Annotated in this window: 16 protein-coding genes and 2 pseudogenes; 4 read left to right on the top strand and 14 right to left on the bottom strand. The window is 43.9% G+C overall.

All coding sequences use genetic code 11. The features are described 5' to 3' along the window. Nucleotides 1–2,320 precede the first annotated feature (2,320 nt). Together BN3261_RS13555 and BN3261_RS13550 are read left to right on the top strand one after the other, a co-directional pair. A complete protein-coding gene (locus BN3261_RS13555) occupies nucleotides 2,321–2,770 on the top strand; it encodes an SseB family protein (RefSeq protein ID WP_044962418.1) in 450 nt (149 codons plus the stop codon). Between the two features lie 612 nt (nucleotides 2,771–3,382). Continuing rightward, the gene (locus BN3261_RS13550) at nucleotides 3,383–4,336 is read left to right on the top strand and encodes an alpha/beta fold hydrolase (RefSeq protein ID WP_059086527.1); all 954 of its coding nucleotides are present in this window, start codon (nucleotides 3,383–3,385) and stop codon (nucleotides 4,334–4,336) included. A 253-nt stretch (nucleotides 4,337–4,589) separates the two neighbouring features. Here the strand turns inward: BN3261_RS13550 and BN3261_RS13545 are convergent, their stop codons facing one another. Beyond that, entirely contained in the window at nucleotides 4,590–5,180 is a 591-nt protein-coding gene (locus BN3261_RS13545) for a TetR-like C-terminal domain-containing protein (protein WP_059086526.1), read from the bottom strand. Between the two features lie 582 nt (nucleotides 5,181–5,762). On the opposite strand from BN3261_RS13545, the gene BN3261_RS13540 reads away from it, so the two are divergent. Further along, entirely contained in the window at nucleotides 5,763–9,428 is a 3,666-nt protein-coding gene (locus BN3261_RS13540) for a YhgE/Pip domain-containing protein (RefSeq protein ID WP_059086525.1), read from the top strand. 677 nt (nucleotides 9,429–10,105) lie between these two features. Here BN3261_RS13540 and BN3261_RS13530 read toward each other — a convergent pair. The 8 genes and pseudogenes from BN3261_RS13530 to BN3261_RS18300 all read right to left on the bottom strand — a co-directional run. After that, a complete protein-coding gene (locus BN3261_RS13530) occupies nucleotides 10,106–11,662 on the bottom strand; it encodes a DUF4340 domain-containing protein (RefSeq protein ID WP_059086523.1) in 1,557 nt (518 codons plus the stop codon). Further along, nucleotides 11,662–13,191, bottom strand: a complete 1,530-nt coding sequence (locus BN3261_RS13525; RefSeq protein WP_059086522.1) for a GldG family protein — start codon at nucleotides 13,189–13,191, stop codon at nucleotides 11,662–11,664. The genes BN3261_RS13530 and BN3261_RS13525 overlap by 1 nt, the downstream gene beginning before the upstream one ends. A gap of 13 nt (nucleotides 13,192–13,204) precedes the next feature. Beyond that, on the bottom strand, nucleotides 13,205–14,068 hold the full coding sequence (locus BN3261_RS13520) for an ABC transporter permease (RefSeq protein ID WP_015526545.1): 864 nt from the start codon (nucleotides 14,066–14,068) through the stop codon (nucleotides 13,205–13,207). Continuing rightward, nucleotides 14,065–15,135, bottom strand: a complete 1,071-nt coding sequence (locus BN3261_RS13515) for an ABC transporter ATP-binding protein (RefSeq protein ID WP_059086521.1) — start codon at nucleotides 15,133–15,135, stop codon at nucleotides 14,065–14,067. The genes BN3261_RS13520 and BN3261_RS13515 overlap by 4 nt, the downstream gene beginning before the upstream one ends. 302 nt (nucleotides 15,136–15,437) lie before the next feature. Further along, the gene (gene rsmG, locus BN3261_RS13510) at nucleotides 15,438–16,157 is read right to left on the bottom strand and encodes a 16S rRNA (guanine(527)-N(7))-methyltransferase RsmG (RefSeq protein ID WP_059086520.1); all 720 of its coding nucleotides are present in this window, start codon (nucleotides 16,155–16,157) and stop codon (nucleotides 15,438–15,440) included. A gap of 45 nt (nucleotides 16,158–16,202) precedes the next feature. After that, nucleotides 16,203–18,092 (bottom strand): tRNA uridine-5-carboxymethylaminomethyl(34) synthesis enzyme MnmG, encoded by a 1,890-nt coding sequence (gene mnmG, locus BN3261_RS13505; RefSeq protein ID WP_015526548.1) that lies wholly within the window; start codon nucleotides 18,090–18,092, stop codon nucleotides 16,203–16,205. A gap of 891 nt (nucleotides 18,093–18,983) precedes the next feature. Beyond that, nucleotides 18,984–20,360, bottom strand: a complete 1,377-nt coding sequence (gene mnmE, locus BN3261_RS13500) for a tRNA uridine-5-carboxymethylaminomethyl(34) synthesis GTPase MnmE (protein WP_022427294.1) — start codon at nucleotides 20,358–20,360, stop codon at nucleotides 18,984–18,986. A gap of 168 nt (nucleotides 20,361–20,528) precedes the next feature. Next, nucleotides 20,529–20,666 (bottom strand): annotated as a pseudogene (locus BN3261_RS18300) (DUF6783 domain-containing protein); the annotation flags it as partial. Between BN3261_RS18300 and BN3261_RS18295 the strand changes: the two are divergent. Further along, nucleotides 20,604–20,795, top strand: a pseudogene (locus BN3261_RS18295) (DUF6783 domain-containing protein). The pseudogenes BN3261_RS18300 and BN3261_RS18295 overlap by 63 nt on opposite strands. 119 nt (nucleotides 20,796–20,914) lie before the next feature. Here BN3261_RS18295 and jag read toward each other — a convergent pair. The 5 genes from jag to rpmH all read right to left on the bottom strand — a co-directional run bounded on the left by jag (nucleotide 20,915) and on the right by rpmH (nucleotide 24,170). Further along, nucleotides 20,915–21,922, bottom strand: a complete 1,008-nt coding sequence (gene jag, locus BN3261_RS13495) for an RNA-binding cell elongation regulator Jag/EloR (RefSeq protein ID WP_059086519.1) — start codon at nucleotides 21,920–21,922, stop codon at nucleotides 20,915–20,917. Between the two features lie 21 nt (nucleotides 21,923–21,943). After that, nucleotides 21,944–23,266: a membrane protein insertase YidC gene (gene yidC, locus BN3261_RS13490; protein ID WP_015526552.1), complete on the bottom strand. Its 1,323-nt coding sequence runs from the start codon at nucleotides 23,264–23,266 to the stop codon at nucleotides 21,944–21,946. Between the two features lie 134 nt (nucleotides 23,267–23,400). Continuing rightward, the gene (gene yidD, locus BN3261_RS17405; protein WP_092072376.1) at nucleotides 23,401–23,613 is read right to left on the bottom strand and encodes a membrane protein insertion efficiency factor YidD; all 213 of its coding nucleotides are present in this window, start codon (nucleotides 23,611–23,613) and stop codon (nucleotides 23,401–23,403) included. After that, complete coding sequence (gene rnpA / locus BN3261_RS13485; RefSeq protein WP_059086518.1) at nucleotides 23,591–23,953, bottom strand: ribonuclease P protein component; 363 nt, start codon at nucleotides 23,951–23,953, stop codon at nucleotides 23,591–23,593. Before rnpA ends, yidD begins: the two co-directional genes overlap by 23 nt. An 82-nt stretch (nucleotides 23,954–24,035) precedes the next feature. Continuing rightward, on the bottom strand, nucleotides 24,036–24,170 hold the full coding sequence (gene rpmH / locus BN3261_RS13480) for a 50S ribosomal protein L34 (RefSeq protein WP_005423866.1): 135 nt from the start codon (nucleotides 24,168–24,170) through the stop codon (nucleotides 24,036–24,038). Nucleotides 24,171–24,174: the final 4 nt, after the last annotated feature.

The following is a 24,174-nucleotide window of genomic DNA, read 5'->3' as shown; positions in this document are numbered from 1 at the left end:
CGTGAAACATCCGAAGACAGATTATCAAACCAATATTCATAATTGAAGCAAGTGACTTCCTCGATCCGATTAAAAATGCCATCAACAAAATCGATCAAGGACACGGTTTGACTTGTAACTGCAAGGGTACTGAACAGTTACGAACACATTATAAAATCAATGAGAAATATCAAAAAAATACTCCGTCTCTGGCATTATCTGTATCACGAAAGCATGTAAAAAATACAAGAAACTCCATCCACAAAATAATGTGGCTGTTATCTTTATATTCTCCAAAAGCATCTATATATAGTAAATGGAAACTTCTTTTCCCGGAGTGTTTTTATAGCGTGAAATACATGTATCTCTCGTGAAAAAAATATAATATTATGAAACTGGAATTTTCGATTTTTGTTTATTTTATTATGTTTACGAAAGATTTGCGTATTTATTTCATTTTTCTTTCAGTCCTGTTATATATTCGTTATGTACATGTTAACTAAAGACTTTTTCAAGCATAGTTTCATTTTGTAATATCCAATATAAAATGTATCCGAATAAGGTTCCGGCATAGAACTAGCATAAAATAAATTTCACTTAATAGGCTTTTTCTTCTAAATCAAGCCGTAAAACACTTCCCTGCCTTCCCTTTATCCCAGTCATGCGGACAAAAATTTTTGCATTCGATCATAGTTTTACACAAAATAGCTGTTTTACAGTTTATCAGGAAGAGTACAAGTATTTTCCCACCCACAGCTTATTGTTTTTTTGTAATCGAAGCAGCTACTTTCTTTTATTCGATCAATCAAAATTTCACATGTTTAAAGCAGGAACGGATCTATATTTTATCTTTTTGCCGTATGTGTGCAGGTGCACATTTTATATTTTAAGGCTTTTTTATATGTACATGCGCGTAAAGTACGTTTTATCGTACTTTTTTATTTAAAGTACTATAATTTGTACTTTAATACTTTTTTATTCGTAAATATCCTATTATTTCTCTTTATTTGCCAGTATTTTCTTTTATAAAGTCCTTTTTATCGTACTTAACGTTTGTGTTATTATCATTATCATAGCGTTCTCTTCGCAGAAATAATCTCTTATTTCTCTTTATTTCATCCTTACTCTTATATCGTTTTTCTATAAAATCCCCCATATTTTCCGCCTTACCCTCCATTTTTTCATATAAATACACATTTTTACTACATTCACTTAACTTGTTAATTCCCCATCCAGTTCACAAAAGCATCTGACCGAAATCATGGGGAATACTGATGACAGTATCTGGCAACTCACCTTCAAGTGTGCAAACATATCTATCCAATTTGGGATCAAACGAATAAAAATACCCGTATTCGCTACGCAGTTCTACACCCAATAGCTACTTTGCAATTTATCAGGACCTGCTTACAATGTACCCATAACAGTGGCCACATGAATTAGTGCAGTACCTTGTTTTCAGACATGCCCACTATTCCTTTCCCCGTTTCTAAACGCCGTCGCATTCTTCCTAATACACGCCACCCACTGCTTATTACTTATTACTTTTTACTTTTTCGTAATTGAAGCAGGAGACTTACTGTTAACTGGTAATATTATCCTCCGAGTTTTTTTGTGAGCAAAGACCACTGAAAGCCCTGGACATACCATGCAAATTTATGTGATTAGCATAATTTCTGTGCATCGCGAAGTGTATTACCAAGAACGAAGTGATCAGTAATCAGGAAACTTTTTGATTTAATTCAAGCAGATAAAAGCATCCGCTTCACTACTTGCTCATAACCGAATAAGTGCTTCGCAGTTTATCAGAAGGAGCCTGCACTTCTCCTGATGCAAGCAAGTTCCCCCGATTATTGCTTTTCGCAATCGAACCAGGGGACTTATTTGATTCAGTTAAAAACACTTCTTCTCTTGCCTCATTTTCCCCTGAAATGCTATAATCCATAAAGAAAGCATTCGCAAACGCCTTGCAGTTTGCGGCTAATACATTGTTTCGTAAATAACTATACCAATCGCGTGGGATGTGGATTCGAGTGTGCAGGTATAAAAATGCAGGCGTAGCTGGCTATGCTGAGGCTTTTAGATCTGTGCAGTCGGATTCACCAATAAGTAATTGGTATAGTTATTTCGAAAACAATGTACTAGTACAGCGAAAATTAAGTTTCTGCTATATTGACGTAGGATGATTTTCTCATATGCAAGGCGAAGGAATGAGGCGTAGCGGTGGCTACGGCGATTGACGACAACGCAGCATATGAAAAATCAGGCAAGTCAATATGGCGGTTACTTAATATTCGCTGTACTAGTCATTTATCATCTGGTTGAAAGGAATATTTTATACATGAACACCACAAATAATCGCAACGATTTCTATAAAGAACAATTAGACAAGACTTTAAATGGCAATGAAAAGATCGAAACTGCCATTGCAGCACTCCAAAAAGAAGCAACCGAAGAAATGCTTGCTCATACTCTCACCGTGATCCGTCACAGAATGCAGGAGCAGGCACAGCTAATCATTGCTGTAGAACCTCCAAAAGGTGATGGGAAAATTTCTCTTCATGCGATCAAAACCAACGATGGAAAGCAATGGTGGGCTGCATTTACCAGCTTTGACGAAGAGTTAAAAGGCAGTGATAAGATCATGTCCACATTTACCGCAGATATTGATAAAATTTTTGCTTCTGCATTGCAAGAACCGTCTGTTGAGGGAGTAATTCTCAATCCATGGAACCGCACACTGATGCTGAACAAAACTCTTATCAACATCATCCTCGGCAATCCTGTATAGCATCAGCTCTGTCGGATAACAAGTCCAATGTTTCACGTGAAACACTTGGTATTCTACTGAAGTATAAAAGCATTCCAGCGGATAACAGCATCCTCTTCGCTACTTGCTCATAACCAAATAACTGCTTCGCAGTTTATCAGAAGGAGCTTTTCCTTCTCCTGATACAAGCAAGTCCACGCCCTCTGCTTATTGCTCTTCGCAATTAAAGCAGGGGACTTACTTGATTCGGTTCCAAATCTGATTTTTATGTATCATAAAGCGTATTGGCGATGCTACTGTTCGCTGATAATATTCCGTAATTTTTTTATAAACGAAGGTCGCAGAAAGCCCGAGACCATACCGCACCAATTTATGCGATCAACATAAATTCTTTGCATTGCGAAGCGCGTTACTGAAAGCAGAACGAACAGCAACTTAGCGATCATCGCCAAGAACAGAATGGACAGTAGCGTCAGCATACAATAACAAGGTTAGGGTTCCTACAAAAACATTGTAAATTTTTCGTTCCTGTCGTATAATAAAGCAAAGAAATATTCAGAAAAAATCAGATCAGATATCTGAATTACGTTACATCTGTCCTGATTATTTTTACGAATTCCAGGAGGCTTTTTAATGAAGAAAAATGGACACAGACTACTTACTCTTGCAGCTTTAGTCGGAACTGCCGCAGGTGTTATTCATATTGCTAACCGTTTCATAGATGCCACATCTCAGCTTAAAGATATGCTGGAACAGCCACACAGCAAAACCTATGACTGGCGTTTTGGAAAGATTTTTTATACAAAGCAGGGACATGGCACCCCTATTCTTCTTATTCATGATATCATGCCAGGTGCTTCCGGTTATGAATGGAATGCCATAGAGAAGCAGCTCGCAACCGAACATACAGTTTACACCATTGATCTTCTTGGATGTGGACGTTCCGAAAAACCGGATATTACTTATACCAATTTTGTATTTGCTCAGTTACTCTGTGATTTTGCCAAGAATGTGATTCGTGAGGAAACCGATGTTATTGCCAGTGGTTTCTCAGGTTCTTTTGCGATCATGGCTTACCGTAACAATTCCGACCATTTCCGCAAAATCATGCTGGTCAATCCACCAAGCTTCAGTTCCCTGAAGCAGGCACCTTGTAAAGACAACAAGCTCTTTAAGTATTTTATCGAGCTTCCGATTTTCGGAACTCTGATCTATCATATGGTAGCTTCCCGCGAATCCATCAGCAGTCTGTTTATGGAAAAGCTGTTCTACAATCCCTTCCATGTAACAAATACACTGGTAGACACCTATTATGAATCCGCTCACAAGGGTGGTTCCAACGCCAAATATCTGTATTCCAGCTACATTGGCAAATACCTGAATATCAGCATTAATAATGCCGTAGAATCTTCCGATGCATGCATCTATATTATTTCCGGAGAAAAAGAAGCTTCCGCTTCTCTTATCGCAGAGGAATACCAGAAGCTGAATTCTTCCATTGAAACCGCTGTGATCCCGGAAACCAGACATCTTCCTCATCTGGAAGATCCGGAACATTTCCTGGAACAGGTAGCTATTTTCCTGTAAAAACAACTTATGATCCGGCATCAAAAACAAAATTTATCTATAGTAATTTTGGAAATCAACGTATCAAAAGAACATTGTTTATGTTCGGAGACGTTGAGCTTCATGCAGTAATTTGTGGAAATGCTATAAACCAACAAAAAGCCAATAAAAAAAGAGTACTGTTTCACGTGAAACATGAGGTTTCCCTCAAACAAACGTGAAACAATACTCTTTATTTTTTACCAGACTCACAGCATGCATCCGGACATTTCTCTTATCTAAGTGCCTGCTCCAGATACATGTGTGTTGTATTATCGATCAGCTTATGTGTCAGCTCTGCCATATGCTGTGTACTCTCCTGATTCTCAGAAGACAGCCATGTCTTGATCATTCCCACGCATCCATTCAGACAAAACGCATACGCATACTCAATATCACGGTTGTCTTTCGGAAGACGAATTGACAAGCGATGCAGCACTGTATCTGCGATCAGTTTTTCTATACGATTCACAAAAGCCATATCTCCATTCTTTCCAAGAAGTGCGATACAAATATCCTTATTATGATCCAGGATCGTAAATATCTGCTCAATAAAAGGATACGAGCTCTCCTTATTATTAAGAGGATCCAGCGGATAGTCTGCCACCAGATGCATGATTTCCTCCATCAATTCAGCCTCTATGGATTCCAGCATCTGATAGATATCTGTATAGTGAAGATAAAATGTGGAGCGGTTGATATCAACTTCTTCCACCAGTTCCTTTACCGTAATTTCCTTAATGCTCTTCTTCTGCATAAGACGGGCAAGCCCCGCTCGCAACTGTGCCTTGGTCTTACGTACTCTTCTGTCAACTTTTTCCGCCATCTTAATTCCCCCTGCAATTCAAAAAAGCAAGCACGTTTCCTCCACCTCAATCACCTGTTACTTACGATACTCTGCAACTGTCATACAATGCATAATGCATCCTTCAAACGAATAAAAGCATTCGCTTTCTCTACGCCGATCTGTATGATACCAGATATCTGCTGTTGTTAAGAATTGACAAGATCAAAATTGTTAACGACGCCGACCTACACGATACCAGATATCTGCTGCATATTTGTGTTGAAACATAGGAATCCTGTCTGCATTTAATATTACCAACTGCACATAAATTCAAAGTAAATAACGTACTTTTTGTCTATTATGCAGTTTTTTATTTGTAATAGACACTTCCATTATTTCCGTCTATTAATATACATTCAGTAAAGATTTAATGGTTGTATCTGTGGTATGTGTTTAGTATAATACATCACGTAAAGAAAATCAACACTTTGTTTGATAATGGAATATAAAGCTATTAATAGATTTTAATATGATTAATAGATCTCGTTGCCATTACTGGAATAAAGTTTGATTAATCAACTATGTTTGATAATACAATTTAATAAGAAAGGGATAGGTAATATGATCAAAAACGAATGGAAAAGCTTACTTCGTAACAAGCTCATGCTTATCGTCGTAATCGCCATTATCGTAATCCCGATCATCTATGCAGGTCTGTTTCTGAAATCCATGTGGGATCCTTACGGAAACGTAGACAGCCTGCCAGTGGCCGTGGTAAACGAAGACAAACCTGTCGAGTATAATGGCAAGACCTTAAGCATAGGTAAGGACATGACGGATGAGCTGAAAGACAACGACTCAATGGCATTTAACATTGTAGACAGCAAGACAGCAGAGGACGGTCTGGCCAATGGAACCTATTACATGGTTATCAAAATTCCGGAAAATTTCTCCGCAAACGCAGCCACTGTAATGGACAACGATCCAAAGCAAATGGAGCTATCCTATGAGACAAACCCTGGAACCAACTATATCGCCTCCAAGCTCAGTGAAACAGCAATGCTGAAGCTTCGTGATAACATTGCTTCCAAGGTTACGGAAACCTATACAGAAACCGTTTTTGATTCTATCTCAGAAGCAGGTGACGGAATGCAGGAAGCTGCAGACGGATCCGGAAAGATCGAAGACGGACTGAATACAGCAGCTGATGGTAACAAAACAATTACCAAAAACCTTAAGAAGCTTTCCACCAGTACTCTTACTTTCGTAAGCGGTGCTGACAGTCTCACCGAAGGTCTTAAGACCTACACCGATGGTGTTGCAAAGGTTAACGATGGCGCAAAGAGCCTGGACAATGGTGCAGATCAGCTGAACAGCGGCGTTGCAACCCTCACAGAAAAGGTTCCTGAGCTGACAACCGGTGTGGATACTCTGGATAAAGGTGTTCAGCAATACACCGCTGGTGTGGATGAGCTTAATAAAAATTCTGATGCACTGAAATCCGGTGCAAGCAGTCTGGAATCCGGTGCAAACCAGCTGAACAGCGGCGTTGCAGCTCTGACAGAAAAGGTTCCTGAGCTGACAACCGGTGTAGATACTCTGGATGGAGGTGTTCAGCAGTACACCGCTGGTGTGGATGAGCTTAATAAAAATTCTGATACACTGAAATCCGGTGCAAGCAGCCTGGAATCCGGTGCAAATGCATTAAGTGCAGGTATTGATACTCTTTCCGACGGAGCAACACAGTATGTAGCTGGTGCTGACACTCTTGCAGATGGAACTACCACCTATGTGGCTGGTGCTGGAAAACTCGCAGCCGGTGCCAAAGAGCTTGCAAAACTTGAAGACGGACTCACAACAGTTTCCAATGGTATCTCTCAGCTGAATACCGGTGTTACCAAAGGAACCGATGACTCACAGTCACTGATATCCGGAACACAGCAGCTGGAAAACGGACTGAAAGCCCTGAACGATAAGGTTTCTGCTCTGAAAGAGGGAACAACACAGGAATCCATCAACAAGCTTGCAGCCGGCCTTACTTCCGCAAAGGATGGTATGGACACAGCCGCAGCTGGTATGAACAGTGCTGCAGCTGGTATGAACAATGCCGCAGACGGAATCAACAACGCAGCCGGATATATCACTCAGGCCGCAGGCATCACAAGTCAGACCAGCAGCAGTATCACAGACAGTCTGATCCCTGCTCTCCAGAATGCAGGCACACAGTTCTCACAGGTAGGTGATCAGGTCAGCAGCATCCTTACAGGATACGGACAGCAGACAACGGAAGCACTTACTGATGCAAATACCAAGATCGGTACTGCCGGACAGACAATGACCGATTTAGCAGCACAGCTTCAGGCGATTCAGGCAACCGCTTCTGAGGACGGAACCATTTCCGCAGCAGCTCTGAATGATGTGATCAACGCTTTAAACAGCGTAGCCGGTGGAATGACTGGCGTGGACGGTTCTTACATGAGCAGCTATTCTGATCAGGTTTCACAGCTTGCAGCTGGTGTATCCGGTCAGCTCTCTTCTACTCAGGAAAACCTGAATGCTGTTGCTTCCAAGCTTAACGAAGCAGCTTCCGGACTGAGTCAGATCTCCGGAGGACTGACTCAGGGTGCCGGCACACTTTCTGAGGGTGCAACAACCATGACAGATGGTGCAAACCAGATGAGTGCAGGTGCAACAACCATGAGCGCAGGTTCAGAGCAGTTATCTGCAGCTACAAGTCAGCTTCCTACAGATCTGATCGCTCAGCTTTCTGCAGGTGTTACCCAGCTGTATCAGGGTGCACAGGCTGTAAACACAGGAACTAAGAATGTTTCCGCAGGACTTCAGTCTCTGGAAGACGGCACAGTCGAAGCCTTCCCGGCTGCAGCAGCAGGAATCAAAGCTCTGAACGATGGATTTGACCAACTGACATCTTATGATAAGCAGCTCAACGACGGTGCAAAGAATCTGAAAACAGCCGGCAAACAGATCACTGACGCACTTCCGGATATCAAATCCGGTGCAGGTCAGCTGGCAGATGGTTCTAAGGCACTGACAGATGGAATCACAACTTACACCGATGGTATTGCAAAGCTTTCCGAAAACAGTGCTGCTCTTACAGACGGCACCAAGAAACTGGCAACAGGAGCCAAGGCTCTTTCCAGCGGTGCTGCTACTCTTGCAGATGGAACAAAAGCATTAGCCGATGGTTCCGGAACACTGACAACCGGAATCACAACCTACACCGATGGTGTTGCTAAGCTTTCCGAAAACAGCTCCGCTCTTACAGACGGTACCAAAAAGCTCTCAACAGGAGCCAAAACCCTTTCCAGCGGTGCTACTACTCTTGCAAACGGTACTAAGACATTAGCAAACGGTACCTCAACACTTCTCAGCGGTACCGAGAAGCTTGTAAGCAACAACAGCACACTTAACAATGGTGCAAAACAGCTTGCAGATGGCGCTGCCCAGATCCAGAGCGGTTCCTCTCAGCTGTATGATGGCTCCAAGAAGCTTGGAAGCGGTATGAAAGAACTGAAAGACGGTTCCAAGACACTGACCACAAGCCTCAGTGATGGAGCTACCACTGTAAAAGACAATTCAGCAAGTGATGAAACGATCAAAATGTTCGCAACTCCTGTTGTAAACGATGAAACAAAACTTACCGATGTCCCGAATAACGGACACGCAATGGCACCTTACATGATGTCTGTAGGCCTCTGGGTCGGCGCACTGGCATTCTGCCTGATGTATCCTCTGGCTCAGTATAAGGGCAAACTGAAATCCGGTTTCGCATGGTGGGCAAGCAAGGCTTCCGTCCTTTATCCGGTAGCGATCCTTCAGGGAATCTGCCTGATCCTGCTGTTACGTGCATTTAACGGATTCACACCTGCAGAGATGGGCAAAACCGTACTCTTCGCCTGCCTGACATCAATGACCTTTACCTCTATCATGTACTTCTTCAACATTACTCTTGGTAAAGTAGGAAGCTTCCTGATGCTGGTATTCATGGTCGTTCAGCTTGCAGGATCTGCCGGAACTTATCCGGTTGAGGTTTCACCTTCATTCGTTGCAAAGATCCATGCATACGTTCCGTTTACTTACACGGTCAATGCATTCCGTGCAACGATCAGCGGTGGCCGGAGCATTACCACTTCCATTATTGTAATGGTTGCACTGTTAGTGATCTTCACGATCCTGACGATCCTTCAGTTCAATCACATGACCAAGAGAAAGAAAGCAGAAAAAGTTGTTCTCTTCGACTGGCTGGAAGAAAGAGGTCTTGCATAATACTTAGTTACTGACAGAAGCTCCCCCGAACCTTCTGTTAGATATAGAAAAATTAAAACTGTACAGTTGCTCAGATGAGCTACTGTACAGTTTTTTTATGTTGTCCTCGTCAATTCTCCACGCTATAATTATAGCAGTTATAGAAAATCAAGCTTGCCAGTACACCGTGCCTGACCTATGCAGCAGATTTCAGTTCAGAAACACTCCTGTCAGATTCAGAAGAAGCGGCAATATGACTTCTCAGATCTACTCACAAACCGGAGCTCTTTCTGACTGCAAGCCTGCGGTTTTCAATGGAAAAGCAACCTGGTATGCATCTAATCCACTGACCGCAAAAACAGACGGAATCATCACCTATGCTACACCATTTACCGTCTTCAGGGTAAAACCTGGAAAGCTATCGGCAATACAAAAAATACAACCTACACCGATAAAAAACCAGGCACCGCAACCAAATACCGTATCCGTGCATACCACATCACAAACGGTAAAAAAATATACGGACCTTATTCATCTGTAAGGACCGTAAAATAATAGCAACATAAAAACACCCCGGAAAATCCTGATCTGTGTGGTGTCTCCGAATATCTGATCATCAAACGGATATTCGGAGATCACCTTATTGTTTGCGGATCTCCGAGGTGTTTTTATTTATTTTCTTAATATTTTATTTTTTTTTATTTTTCCGCCTCAGCTGTTGGTGTTGCTGTGGCTTCTGTCTCTGTTTCACCGTTTACCATGGTTTCATATGCATTGAACATTTCTTTTACTGTCATTTTGTTTACAAGAAATACCTTGTCTCCAACGACAGCTGCATAATAGTTTGTGTCATATGTGTAGAAGGTAACGGTTGTCTGGTTCTTGTCAGAGTCTGTGAATACAGCGGTCATCTCCGGGTCTGCAGCCGGTGTATAAGCGTCTGTCAGTCTCTTCTGTCCTGCCATGTTTATCAGCTTGTTGTAGAAGGTAGTAAAGGTTGTACTTTCTATTTCCTTACCATTCAGCTGATAAGTTGTTGTTTCTTTCTCGTTTCCGTCATCATCTGTGGATGTTTCACGTGAAACATTTACAGTACTTGTTGTTTCACCGTAAGTAACCTGGAGCTGATCCAGATTTTTTACAGACACATAATTGACGATCAGTGACCAGAGATCTGACGGCGTCTTGTCAATAACTGCACTCAGTGTATCCGTTGACATTGTATAGATCTGTTTGTTATCTACCGTTACATATCTGCTGCCATCTCCTGCCTCATCGCCAACGTAAATGACAAGCTGTTTATCCACTGTGGTTGTCTTGCTGTCTGCATCTTCTGAGCTGCTGTCCGTGTCAGCGCTGGCGCCGCTCTCAGAATCGCTCTCAGAGGCCGTAGAATCGTTTTCTCCGGATTCTGTACTGTCTGTGCTGTTATTCTTCACCTTTTCCTGATAATCCACTGTAATCGTCGCATAGGGCTTATCAAGGCCATACTGGGAAAGATCCTCTGCATTGTAGTTTACAAACTGGTCAAATGCAAAGTTTCCAAGTCCGGAGGTTACATTTCCTGCTGCCGTTGTATCGGCAGACTCTTTATCGCTGTTTCCGTCACCGGAAACATCCCAGGTAGCTCCGTCGGAATTTTCTTCCAGGACATAGGAATCTTTATTCTCACTGACCTGGACCTTTTTCACTGTGGAAGAATCAATTGTCGGGAAATCTTCTCCCTGTGCATAATCGTAAAGGGAATTCATAAACGGAGACACTGTATCCGCTGCCACTACATATACCGTGCTGTCATCATCATCCTTGGAAATGTAATACTGATTCGTAGACGTATTCTCATCTCCGATGTTGAGCTTCGTTGTCCCATCAGCGGTATCAACGGTTACTGTGTTAGATGGAGAATCCAGTCCGTATTCCGTAAGATCCTCCACATCCTCCAGGACTCTGTCCGCTTCCACCTTTTTGATGGCGGAAGCTGCGGAATCCAGAGTTGTCTGATTTACAGGAAAAGCAGTCTCATCCTTTTTCACCCAGGAATCATCTTTTTTCTCAAAGGTCACTTCCTTCTTGTCTACGATAAATTCCAGGGATTTAATGTCATCCGTTTTCACGGAAAACACTTCTGTTTTGCTTTCCTCTTCGCTGCTCTCTGTCTTTTCTTCTTTGGATACGTAGGTGTTCAGTCCCACATAAACGCCGCCGAGAACTGCCAGAACAACAACTGCTGAAACAAGTTTGGTCGATTTTTTCATTATGCTTTTCTCCTCTTAAGCCAGATCAGGAATCCTGCAACAAGGAATACTCCCGGGATCAGACCAATGGTACAAATCTTCCAGAAGGCTGCATCATAATCGGTTACTGTCAGGCTTGTGGACTCAAGGCTCTTGGATGGAATAGAAACGGAATTACTGTCGTCTGTGCTGGTCATCCAGTTTAAGGACTCCAGAAGGAGCTTTTCATTTCCGCCGGATACCATCTGGTTTATCTGGCTCTCCATCAGATTTGCTGTGGAGTAGTAAACGATCTGTGTTTCCTTATCATCATCCAGTTTCTCAGTGATGGCAACACCAAGATCAAACGGTCCGTCTACATCTCCGTCTTCCTTTTCGATATTGCTGCTCTGCATATTTGTTTTGGAGTAAGCCTTGTCAGAGGTTGTCAGGATACTGTCGATGGTTACGGTATCTCTTACATCATCTGTTTTCTGAATGCCCTGCGCATACGGTGCCAGTACGTAGGAGCCTGCAGAAGCTGTCTCAGAGCTTGCATCTGTGCTGTTGACTGTTGGTACAAGATAATATGGCATCTGCATTCCATAATGCTGATTATCACCCTCAAATACGATTCCCTCGGCACACTTTACACCATAGTTTTCAAGAACCGCATCAAAGTTCGGCAGATCATCCTGTGTATAATCCGAGAAGATCATAGCTTTTCCGCCTGCCTCCAGATAATCCAGGAGTTCTGTTTTTTCTTCCTCGGAAATATCGCTGGTCGGAGATACGATCATCAGGCAGTCTGCATCATCCGGAACCTTTCCCTCTGTGAGAAGGTTCAGCTCCTTGATATCAATGTTTGCTTTCTGGATATCTTCTTTAAAGCTGGAATCCAGATCTTTTTCTCCGTGTCCGGATAAGGTGTACATGATCGGAAGATCCTTGGATGTTACATAACCGATCGCACTTGTGATCTGTCCTTCTCCATCAAATCCGGTAGTAGTCTGCTGCCAGGTATTATAGTCTACTGAAGAGGAATACATATCTTTGTAATTGATAACCTTGTTTCTGTCGCCGCAGACTACGATCAGGCTGTTTGACGCAAGATCATCGGTTGTATATTCCGATGCAAATTTCGGATTTACAACAGGGTCTTTCACCTCAACTTTAATATGCTTGGACTCATCTTTATAACGTGAAAGCAGATTGGAGATCGTGTCGTCCTCAGAACCGCTTGCCGCGATCTGATAAATGGTAACATCCTTATCCAGTGCCTTCAGTACCTTCTTTGTTTCATCACCGATGGTGTAAAGCTTGGATGAGCTTACATCCAGCTGTGAATATTTGGATGGGATCGCCCCGACGATCATATTGATCACAACCACAATCACGATAAAGACAGCTGCCATAGCCATGCTGTAGGAACCATTTTTGATATGTTTTTTGCTGATGGTGCCTACCAGCTTTTTCGGATCCGGTTTATGTTTCTTTTTGCCGGAGTCCTGTGCGGTCTCCGGTACGGCTGCCTCGCCTTTATTTTTCTTAAATTTCTCACTGAATTTCATTTCCATTCACCCCCTAGTTCCAGCGTCTCTTCTGAATGGACTGCATGGTAAGGAACAGGCAGATCGCAATAACAGAAATAAAATAAACGATTCCTGTCACGTCAAACACGCCTTTTGTAAAATTATCATAATGTCCACTCAGGTTAAATACATTCAGTACCTTCTGGATACCACCCTGGAAAATACTGGATTTTACAACGTATACGATCACAAGGGCAATCTCTCCCACAGCTCCGATCACTACAGAGATCAGGACATTTTTGATCATGGTATAAATGATGATAGCGATCGCCACGATCAGAAGTCCGAATGCCACTGCGGTTGACATGGAGGTCTGTGAAAAGAATGAGGAAATTCCGTTCATCATATAGAAGGCGAACAGGAATACAAAAGTAAGTACTGCTGCAATTACCTGGCTTTCTGTAAGTGCTGACATAAATACACCGATTGCCAGATTTGCGCATCCCAGAAGGAAAAATCCCAGGATCCCGGTGTATGCGGAAGCATAGGAAATCGTTCCGAACTTACTCATGATCAGCGGATAAACACACATGATCACAACCGGAATGGCAAACACAGCTACCAGTGCAAGATATTTTCCAAATACGATATCCCATACAGATACCGGTGCGGTCAAAAGAAGCTGATCCGTTTTCTGCTTGCGCTCTTCTGCAAGTACACGCATGGAAAGGATTGGCACACCGATCAGGAACACAAAGGTCAGTGCGCTTAAGGTAGTTTCAAATTTTGAATAGCCGCCTGAAAGCTGATATGCGGAAAAATAAATTCCGGTCAGCACCAGGACAAAAAATATGAAGAGATATCCAACCATGGAGGTCAGATAGCTTTTCAGTTCTCTTTTAAAAATCGCTGTCATGACTGATTCCCCTCTTTCTCATCAGAAGCCTTCTCTGGTTCCCCGTTTTTTTCTTCCTGAGTTTTTTCTTCTTCCGATGATCTGTCTTCTACCGGTTTCCACTGTGAGCTTTCCGGTTTTCCGGCGGATTTTTTCTCTCCTTCGGTAAGCTCAAGGAATACATCCTCAAGGGAAACTCTCTTAACCTGCATCTCGTAGATTGGACAGTTCGCTTTTGCCATAGCGTAGAAGACTTTTTCACGGATATCCACATTTTCCTGAATGGAAAGTTTTGTTTTCCACAATTTCTCATCGCTGTCATAGGACATTTCCACCCCGGTTACGCCTTCGATCGTTTCCAGAGCTTTTCGGATCGTGTCTTTTTCGCCTTTTACCTTCATAAGGAGGCTGTTGGAGCCTGCTGCCAGACGTTCCAGATTATCCGGTGTATCGCTGGCTACCAGCTTTCCATGGGAAATGATCAGAACATAATCACACACTGCTCTTACCTCGGAAAGGATATGGGAGCTTAGGATAACCGTGTGCTTCTGCTTCAGGCCTTTGATCAGGTCACGGATCTCGATGATCTGCTTCGGGTCAAGTCCTACTGTCGGCTCATCCAGGATGATCACTTCAGGATATCCCAGAATCGCCTGTGCAAGACCCACTCTCTGGCGATAACCTTTGGAAAGGTTTTTGATCAGACGGTCTTTCATGTCTGTGATCTTTACCATATCCATGACTTCTTTTATCTGTTTGTCTTTTTGGTTTCTTGGGATTTTTTTCAGATCAGCCGCAAATTTCATGTACTCAAAAACAGTCATGTCAAAATAGAGCGGCGGCATTTCCGGCAGATAGCCGATACATTTCTTGGCTGACTCCGGTTCCTCCAGAATATCATGACCATCGATCATCACTTTTCCTTCTGTGGAAGCAATGTATCCTGTGATCATGTTCATAGTTGTTGATTTTCCTGCACCGTTGGGGCCCAGGAATCCGTAAATTTTCCCCTTTTCGATCTGAAAGGAAAGATGGTCAACTGCAGTATGATCGCCATACTTTTTGACCAGATTACTTACTTCGATCACTTTACTCTCCTCCTTTTATTCTCAGGGAAATACTTTTTTTAATTATCGATTTCCCATTTTATAAGATGCCAGAGGCAAAAGGTCCTGAAACTGAAGCCCTTGACTCTGGCGTCTTTTCAACACCAATAGAAAATGCCCCTGGATGAAACAGAGAATGGGGGAATCCAGGGGCATCTCTATCGGATTATAGTGTAAAAGTAATTTGTGATAAAAGTAGGATAAATTTGTGATAATTTTGTGAAACTCCCGGACAAAAAAATCTCCTGTCGGACAGATTTTGCCTTTGTTCGACAGGAGGTATCTTATGCCAGTGGCTCTCTGAGCGGTGTTCCGGCTTTTCTCGGATATTTGCCCGGGGTATTTTTTACCTTCTCGATAATGACCAGGGAGCGGCCGATCTCAGATCCCGGAAGGTCAAAATACTGAATATCCCTGATCTTTCCACCAAGGATCTTTACTGCTTTCTCTGCTGCTTCTGCTTCTTCCTTTACAGAACCGGATTTATAGGAGACAAAAAGCCCTCCGACTTTTACATACGGGAGACAGTATTCAGACAGGGTTGCAAGTCCGGATACTGCTCTGGATACGCAGAGATCATATTTTTCTCTGTAGGCTTTGTTTTTTGCATATTCTTCAGCTCTTCCGTGAATGGCGGAAATCCCCTCCAGGCCCAGGAGCGCAAAGGTTTCTTCCAGGAATTTTACTCTTTTATTGAGGGAATCCAGAAGGCAGGCTTCCACCTCCGGAAAGGCAATCTTCAGGGGAACACCCGGGAATCCGGCGCCGGTTCCGATGTCCATAACGGTTTTTATCTTCCCCATATCTACAGCCTTGACGCAACAAAGGCTGTCCAGGAAATGTTTCACGAGAACCTCGTCAAATTCTGTGATACCGGTGAGGTTCATGACTTTGTTTTTTTCTACAAGATATTCGTAGAACCGGATAAACTGGTTTTTCTGCGTGTCACTGAGTGTGATCCCAAGCTCCTCGCAGCCTTTTTCCAGGATTTCTAAATTGTACATGCAGCTTCCTCTCTTATTTTCTGTGTTTTATTGTTATTCGTTGTATTATCCGTGTTTATGTCCGGATCTGCTTTCCAGATATACAAGAAGCACGGAAATGTCAGCCGGGGATACACCGGAGATACGGGACGCCTGACCGATGGACACCGGTCTGTAGGCTTCCAGCTTCTGGCGTGCCTCAATGCGGAGGCTTCCTACATCTTCGTAATCAATGTCTTCCGGAAGCTTTTTCTGCTCCAGTTTCTTAAATTGCTCTACCTGCTTCATCTGGCGGCGGATGTAGCCATCATATTTGATGTTGATCTCTACCTGCTCACATACATCTTCCGGAAGTTCCGGTCTTTCTTTATCGATGGGTGCAAGCACCTTATAGTTAAGCTCCGGCCGACGGATCAGCTCTGCAATGGTGGTTCCAGATTTCAGAAGGGTACTGTTCAGAGATTCCAGAAGGCTCTGTACCTCTGCAGAACCACCTACGGTTGCATGTTCCACTCTCTCGATCTCTTCCTGGATCCGGCGCTCTTTTTCCTGTAATTTATGGTATGTCTCATCATCGATCAGGCCGACCTCCCAGCCTTTTTTGCGAAGACGAAGATCTGCGTTGTCCTGGCGGAGGAGCAGACGGTACTCAGCACGGCTTGTCATCATTCGGTACGGCTCATGGTTCTCCTTTGTTACCAGATCATCGATGAGAACGCCAATATATGCCTCTGAGCGGTCCAAAATCAGCTGTTCCCGGCCTTTTACCTCCATAGCTGCATTAATTCCCGCTATGAGGCCCTGAGCGGCTGCTTCCTCATATCCGGAGCTTCCGTTAAACTGTCCGCCGCTGAAAAGGCCCTTGATCTTTTTGAATTCCAGTGTGGGATAGAGCTGGCGCGGATTGATGCAGTCATACTCAATAGCGTAAGCATTTTTTACAATCCTGGCGTTCTCCAGACCCGGTACGGAATGGTACATCTCGTACTGAACATCCTCCGGCAGGGAACTGGACATTCCGCCGATGTACATTTCATTTGTGTAAAGACCTTCCGGTTCAATAAATACCTGATGGCGTTTTTTGTCTGCAAAACGGACTACTTTATCCTCAATGGACGGACAGTAACGAGGTCCGGTTCCTTCGATCATTCCGGAATAAAGGGGGGATCTGTCCAGATTTGCACGGATGATCTCGTGTGTTTTTTCGTTTGTATAGGTCAGCCAGCAGGATTTCTGCTCGATCTGTACAGATTCCGGGTCTGTGGAAAAAGAGAACGGTACGACTCTTTCATCTCCGAACTGCTCTTCCATCTTAGAATAATCAATGGTGTTTCCGGCGATTCTGGCCGGAGTTCCTGTTTTGAAGCGGAACATTTCGATCCCCAGCTTTTTCAGGGAATCCGTAAGGTAATTGGCTGCCTGAAGGCCGTTCGGTCCTGTATAGTTGCTGACGTCGCCGTAAATGCAACGGGCCTTGAGGTAGGTTCCTGTACAGAGGACTACAGCTTTTGCGTGGTAGGTGGCTCCTGAGAAGGTTTTTACACCGGTGATGTGCCCGTCTTCTACCAGAAGCTCGGTCACTTCACCCTGGCGGATGGTTAAGTTCTCTGTATTTTCCAGTGTCTTTCTCATTTCTGTGCTGTAGGCCTGTTTATCGGCCTGTGCGCGAAGGGAATGGACTGCAGGGCCTTTGGACTGGTTGAGCATTTTGGACTGGATGAAGGTTTTGTCTATGTTTTTACCCATTTCCCCACCGAGAGCATCCAGCTCACGGACGAGATGCCCTTTGGAGCTGCCGCCTACATTGGGGTTGCAGGGCATAAGGGCGATGCTGTCTACGCTGACTGTGAACATGACTGTGTTGAGCCCTAAGCGGGCGCATGCCAGTGATGCTTCGCAGCCTGCGTGGCCGGCGCCTACTACTATGATGTCGAAAAACTGTTCCAGATTTTTCATGCTTTTTCTCCTTTATTTTTTCTCTTATTTTTTTTCTTTGTTTATTGTGTGGTTGGTTTTTGGTTTTATTTTTACTTTCTTGGCAGAGGGCCTGTTTTTTTTGCTTTGGGAAGCTGTGGAAAACCGCAAAGGGGCCGTAAAGCCACGGCCCCTCTGCACACCCCTCGGGCTTTTTTTAGGAGTTCTTGGGTTGTGGTGTGTGATACGGTGCTGACTTTTGTCTGTATGCTTCGGTATTGGATGTGAAACGTTGTGCCGAGGGGGTTGCAGTGGAACTGTAATGAGGTTCTCGACGTGCGATGCACGTCTGCGGGGTTATTCCTGCTTCCGTCTGCCATATTTCGGCTCAGTGTTGAATTGCCAGTACAGAAGCATACAGGTACAAGTTAGCATCTTTCAGCATTCCACAATCGCCGCACTATATAAAAAAGGCCCAGGGGTGTGCAGAGGGGCGCGGCCTTGTACCCCTTTGCGGTTTTCTCACATTTCAATGTGATCTACCCTCTGCGGGGCCGCAGCCTATGCGGCATATACGGCCGAGATTCCGCAATCCATACGGCATATACAGCCGGAGTTCCGCAATCTATATTATGCAACAATATATCCTACAGAAATATACAAAGTTCCGTTTGATACATTTCGGCTCAGTGTCGAATTGCCGATACAGAAGCATACAGACATAAGTTAGTATCTTTCAGCTTTCCACAATCGCTGCACTATATAAAAAAGGCCCAGGGGTGTGCAGAGGGGCGCGGCCTTGTGCCCCTTTGCGGTTTTCTCACATTCCAATGTGATCTACCCTCTGCGGGCTTCCGCAGTCCATGTGGCATACAGCAGGGAGCCGCAATCCATGCGGCCATTCGGCCGGGGCCTCCGCAGCCCATGCGGTTATTATTTCCCCATACAAAATTTAGAAAATATCTCATTAACAAGGTCTTCCCCAAGTGATTCTCCCAGAATCCGTCCCAGACTTTCGTATGCATCTGTCAGGTCTATGGAATAAAAATCCTCCGGCATTCCGCTTTCTATGCTATTTTCTACCAGAGAAAGACTTTCCTGTGCTTTTAAAAGCTCCTGTCTGTGGCGTTCATTGGTGATGTAGACTTCATCATTGAAGTCAATCTCCCCACTGAAGAACATTTCCCGGATTTTTTCTTCCAGGTCTGTGATCCCGGTTTCTTCTTTTGCGGAGATTGGGATCACCGGTTGGTTTATTCTGCTCTTTAAATCCTCTATATCTATAGCAGATTCAAGGTCTGTCTTGCTGTAGAGGACAATTGTCTTTTTCTCTTGCAAAATTTTTATGATTTCTTCGTCATTTTCATCTAACGGTACGGAGGAATCTACGACATAGAGGATCAGGTCTGCGTCTGCTGCCATTTCCTTGGCTTTGGATACGCCGATTTTCTCTACGATGTCTTCTGTCTGGCGGATTCCAGCTGTGTCAGCGATCTTTAATGTGATCCCATGCAGGTTGATATACTCTTCCAGTACGTCTCTGGTGGTTCCTGCGATATCGGTCACGATGGCTCTGTCCTCTCCCAGAAGCAGGTTCAGCAGAGAAGATTTCCCTGCGTTCGGCTTGCCCAGGATCACGGTACGGATACCTTCCTGTATGATCTTTCCGTCTCCGGCTGTTTTTAACAGGTTCTGTATTTTTTCTTTTTCTTCTGCTACGATCTGCTCTAATTCTTCCGAATATCCTGTCAGATCATAGTGCTCCGGATCGTCTAATGCCGATTCAATGTACGCTATATGGTACAGTAGTTTTTCTCTGATCTGCTGTACAGTTTTTCGGACCGAACCTTTTAATTGTCCTACAGAATTCTTTAATGAGTACTCATTTTTGGACTGTATCACGTCCATAACGGCCTCCGCCTGTGAAAGATCGATCCTTCCATTGAGGAATGCACGCTTGGTAAATTCTCCCGGCTCGGCAATAATGGCTCCGTTTTTCAACACAGTTTCCAGTACCTTTTTCATGGCTAAAACGCCGCCGTGGCAGTCGATTTCTATGGTATCTTCTCCTGTGTATGTCCGTGGTCCGCGCATGGCCATGACCAGCACTTCGTCTACCATTTCTTCGTTATCATAAATATATCCATAATGGATGGTGTGGCTTGGGACGTTTTTCAGAGATTTTTTTCCACCCTTGGAACGGTATACTCCGGATGCGATCTCAAAAGCCTCCGGGCCACTGATCCTGACGATCCCGATTCCCGATGCGCTCATGGCTGTGGAAATCGCAGCAATCGTTGTCTCTTCCATTTTTCACTCTCCTTTGTCAAACGGATAAAAGCATCCGCTATATCACACTGCAGCTGATCGCTGCCATACCGTTTATCCTGGTCCAGCGGATAAAAGCATCCGGTTAAACGCAAAAATGTTACTCCGGAAAAGCTTTTTACACGCAAAAAACACGTGTTATTCACGCTTTCACCTAGAATAACATCTTCTGTCAGTTTCCATATTTATAATGCTAGAGCGTGTTTGAAAAAGGCTTTCTGCAAGATGTGCGTCACAATTTGTGGGAGATTTTGTCCGGATGAAGGCGCCGTAGCGGGCTACGGCAACTGAATTCGGGCAAAATATACCGCAAAGTGGGGCGTGCAGATTGCGGGAATGATTTTTCAAATACGCTCTAATCTCTGCATTCCGGATGTCCGCTGCAGAAATATCTTTTTGTTATTTGCTCTTCAATGATTATAAAGAATTGTTGCGGAGATTGCAATGATAATTTTTAATTTTCAGTTCCATACAAAAAAGCCGTACCCACGGAGCTTACGCTCCGGGATACGGCTTATAGCTTTACCGGTGGATCATCAATTATTGCGTTTCAGTTTTACTACTACATGTCTGTAAGGTTCTTCTCCCTCACTGACTGTCTCTACATAGCGGTTGCCCTGCAGAGATGCATGGATGATCCTTCTTTCGTACGGATTCATCGGTTCCAGAACTACCGGTTTTCTGGTTTTCTTTACCTTGAAGGCGATTCCTCTTGCAAGGTTCTCCAGAGTTTCCTTACGACGGTGTCTGTAGTCCTCGGTATCGAGTTTTACACGAATGTAGGTAGACTCGCCTTTGTTTACCACAAGGCTTGTCAGATACTGAAGAGAATCCAGTGTCTGGCCTCTTTTTCCGATGAGGATACCCATATCCTCACCTTCAAAATCCACATCCAGAGAACCGTCTGCAGTGTTGTATTTCGATGTGATCTCCACTTCTCCAAGATCCATGGAGCCGAATACGTCACGAAGAAATACGACTGCTCTCTCCTCAACCTCTCTGATCTTCTCCGGATCGCTGAGGATCTCTATCGGTCTGCCCTGCTTCGGTGCTCTCTCACGTGTTTCCTTCGGCTGACGCTCCTTTTGAGCTCTTGGCTGTTTCTCACGTGCAGGCTTTGCTTTGCCCTGGAAATCCCTTGCAGGTCTTTCCTTTGGCGCTGCTGCCTTTGCAGGTGCTTCTTCGGATGCCTTCTCCACCTGTACAGCTTCTTTCTTCACCGGCTTCTTCTCCTCTGCAGGAGCTGCTTTCGGTGCAGATTCTTTCTTTACATCCGGAGTAAAAGGCTTTTCTAATTTCTTCTCTTCTTTGATAGCGTCCAGTTTCACGGACTCTACCAGTTCATCGATTTCCTGCATATCAGAAACTGGCTCGATTCTGCGAACTTTGATCACGGCAGGTTTGCTGCCGATTCCGAAGAATCCGGAGCTGCCTTCACTGATAACCTGAATATCAAGCTGGTCACTGGAAGTTCCAAGCTCAAGACACGCTTTTGTGATAGCTTCATTCTTTGTTTTTGCTGAAAACTGAATGTAATCCTCCATTACGAACCCCTCCGTTCCTGATTATTTCTTCTTATTTCTCTCATCAAAGTCTCTTACGAGATTTGCTTTAGCTGTGATGCTGCCCGGTTTTGCACTTCTTGCCTTCTCATAAGCAGTATCAACCTTCTGTGCTCTGTCTGAAGCACCATTGTTTCCGCTGTTGCCCTTATTGATCACAGGTTTATTGATATTCTTGGCGGACTGATGAGCCTGATTGGTGATCTTCTGCGGCGGAAGTCCTTCCTTCGCACGCTTCGCTTCGATCTTCTTCATATTCTCATTAACCAAATCATCAATGTTCATCTTATCAAGATGACGATTGATCGCAAACTGCTGGGCACTTCGAACGACAGCACTGGCGATCCAGTAGATACCAAGACCAACCGGGAATGTGAAACAGAAGAATGCAGACATCAGAGGCATGACCATGTTCATGGTTTTCATGGAGTTTGCCATTGCGCTGGCCTGATCATTTCCGTCTGCCGGCTGTGTTGCAGCCTGTGGCATAAGCTTCAGGTTCAGCATCTGAGTTGCCCATGCAAGAACCGGGATCAGAAGTGCTACGATCGCAAGTAACAGAGAACCATGATTTTTGAAGAATTCCATGATATAGTACAGCGGCTGGTCTGCGATATTCAGTCCACAGAAGCCCTGCATCTTGGAAATATTGCCGGATGCTTTTGTGATCGCATCAGAAAATCCTGAAAACTGATTCATCTGTGCCAGCTCTTTCCACTGGGAAGGAGAAAGTGCATACAGAAAATCAACAATCGAGTTACTTGTAGCATTTCCGGCACTGTCCATAACGAGACGCACTCGTGTCATGGAATGGTCTGTGATAAACTGCTGCAGGATATCTGTGTATCCGTTTACAGCTAGCAGGTTGTCAACTACACCAGTAAAAATGTTCTTTACACTTCCAACGTAAGCAGGAATCCGGTAGATAACCTGATACAGAGCAAACAGAATAGGCATCTGAATGGCTAACTGTACACAGCTACCGGTTGGAGAAACACCATATTTCTGATAAACAGCCTGGGTTTCTTCGTTCATTTTCATCATGGAAGCCTGATCCTTTTTACCCTGATATTTCTTCTGGATCTTCTGGATCTCAGGCTGCATGATCGCGCTTAACTTGGAGAATTTCTGCTGCTTGATCTGCAGCGGTGTCATAAAGGCAAAGATAAGAATACTGAAGATAATGATACAAAGACCAATGTTCTGGATTCCGAACAGGCCGTCAAGCATCTTATATATGCCATCCATGATCCATCCCATCACAGACGCGATCTGTCCGATAATAGGAGTTCCGGTTTTTGTTGCTAAAAACAGTTCCAAATTCATTTCCTCCTAGACTTCTTATTCAATTGTAAAAGTCCGGTAACTATTCTTTCGTCCACTAACTGCGGAGGTACTGAACAGTTACAAATTCCGATAACTGCTCTGCCCGGGAAAAGGCTGAACAGTCACAAAATAATTCATGGCACAGGGTCATAGCCTCCGTGGGAAAAAGGATTGCATCGCAATATCCTCCATACCGCAAGAAGACTGCCCTTAAATGCGCCATATTTTTCGATTGCTTCCAAACCATATTGAGAACATGTGGGAATATAAGGACATTTCGTTCTCTTCATCGGCGATATATATTTTTGATAGAGCCTTATCATCTTAATCAGAAATTTCTTTATCATGTTCATTCCCTGTTATATGATGCTTTCTTGCAAGATGCAGAAAAGCACTCTCAATCTCGTGAAAGCTCTTGCCCTTGGCTGCGGCTCTCACTACTACTACAATATCAAGGTTACTGTCAAAATCTGTTTCGTTGAGACGATAGCTTTCTCTGATCAATCTGGTGAGTCTGTGGCGAACCACACTGTTCCCTACTTTTTTGCTTACTGATATTCCCAGACGATTCTTCATGTGCTGATTCTTCAGCACGTACATCACCAGAAGCCGATTTGCGTACGATGTTCCGTTCTGATATACAACTTTAAAATCTTGATTTTTCTTTAAGGACTCTGATCTGATCAAACGAATCCTCCTTAATTAAATTCCGCCTGCGCGGATATTTCTCCGGATAGAAGAAAAGACCACATAAATGCGGTCTTGCAGCTTATGCTGATAACTGTTTTCTTCCTTTTAATCTTCTTGCAGCTAATACTTTACGTCCGCCCTTTGTGCTCATGCGAGCTCTGAAGCCGTGAACTTTAGCTCTGGATCTCTTTTTTGGCTGAAATGTCATCTTCATAGGT

It is taken from the genome of Blautia massiliensis (ex Durand et al. 2017), assembly GCF_001487165.1.
GTDB classification, from domain to species: Bacteria; Bacillota; Clostridia; order Lachnospirales; family Lachnospiraceae; genus Blautia_A; species Blautia_A fusiformis.
This window is presented reverse-complemented; position numbering and strand designations above follow the sequence as displayed.

Coding starts and splice junctions, on each gene's coding strand:
- BN3261_RS13555 (WP_044962418.1), top strand. CDS start 2,321: ATGAACACCACAAATAATCGCAACGATTTCTATAAAGAACAATTAGAC.
- BN3261_RS13550 (WP_059086527.1), top strand. CDS start 3,383: ATGAAGAAAAATGGACACAGACTACTTACTCTTGCAGCTTTAGTCGGA.
- BN3261_RS13545 (WP_059086526.1), bottom strand. CDS start 5,180: ATGGCGGAAAAAGTTGACAGAAGAGTACGTAAGACCAAGGCACAGTTG.
- BN3261_RS13540 (WP_059086525.1), top strand. CDS start 5,763: ATGATCAAAAACGAATGGAAAAGCTTACTTCGTAACAAGCTCATGCTT.
- BN3261_RS13530 (WP_059086523.1), bottom strand. CDS start 11,662: ATGAAAAAATCGACCAAACTTGTTTCAGCAGTTGTTGTTCTGGCAGTT.
- BN3261_RS13525 (WP_059086522.1), bottom strand. CDS start 13,191: ATGAAATTCAGTGAGAAATTTAAGAAAAATAAAGGCGAGGCAGCCGTA.
- BN3261_RS13520 (WP_015526545.1), bottom strand. CDS start 14,068: ATGACAGCGATTTTTAAAAGAGAACTGAAAAGCTATCTGACCTCCATG.
- rsmG (WP_059086520.1), bottom strand. CDS start 16,157: ATGTACAATTTAGAAATCCTGGAAAAAGGCTGCGAGGAGCTTGGGATC.
- mnmG (WP_015526548.1), bottom strand. CDS start 18,092: ATGAAAAATCTGGAACAGTTTTTCGACATCATAGTAGTAGGCGCCGGC.
- mnmE (WP_022427294.1), bottom strand. CDS start 20,360: ATGGAAGAGACAACGATTGCTGCGATTTCCACAGCCATGAGCGCATCG.
- jag (WP_059086519.1), bottom strand. CDS start 21,922: ATGGAGGATTACATTCAGTTTTCAGCAAAAACAAAGAATGAAGCTATC.
- yidC (WP_015526552.1), bottom strand. CDS start 23,266: ATGAATTTGGAACTGTTTTTAGCAACAAAAACCGGAACTCCTATTATC.
- yidD (WP_092072376.1), bottom strand. CDS start 23,613: ATGATAAAGAAATTTCTGATTAAGATGATAAGGCTCTATCAAAAATAT.
- rpmH (WP_005423866.1), bottom strand. CDS start 24,170: ATGAAGATGACATTTCAGCCAAAAAAGAGATCCAGAGCTAAAGTTCAC.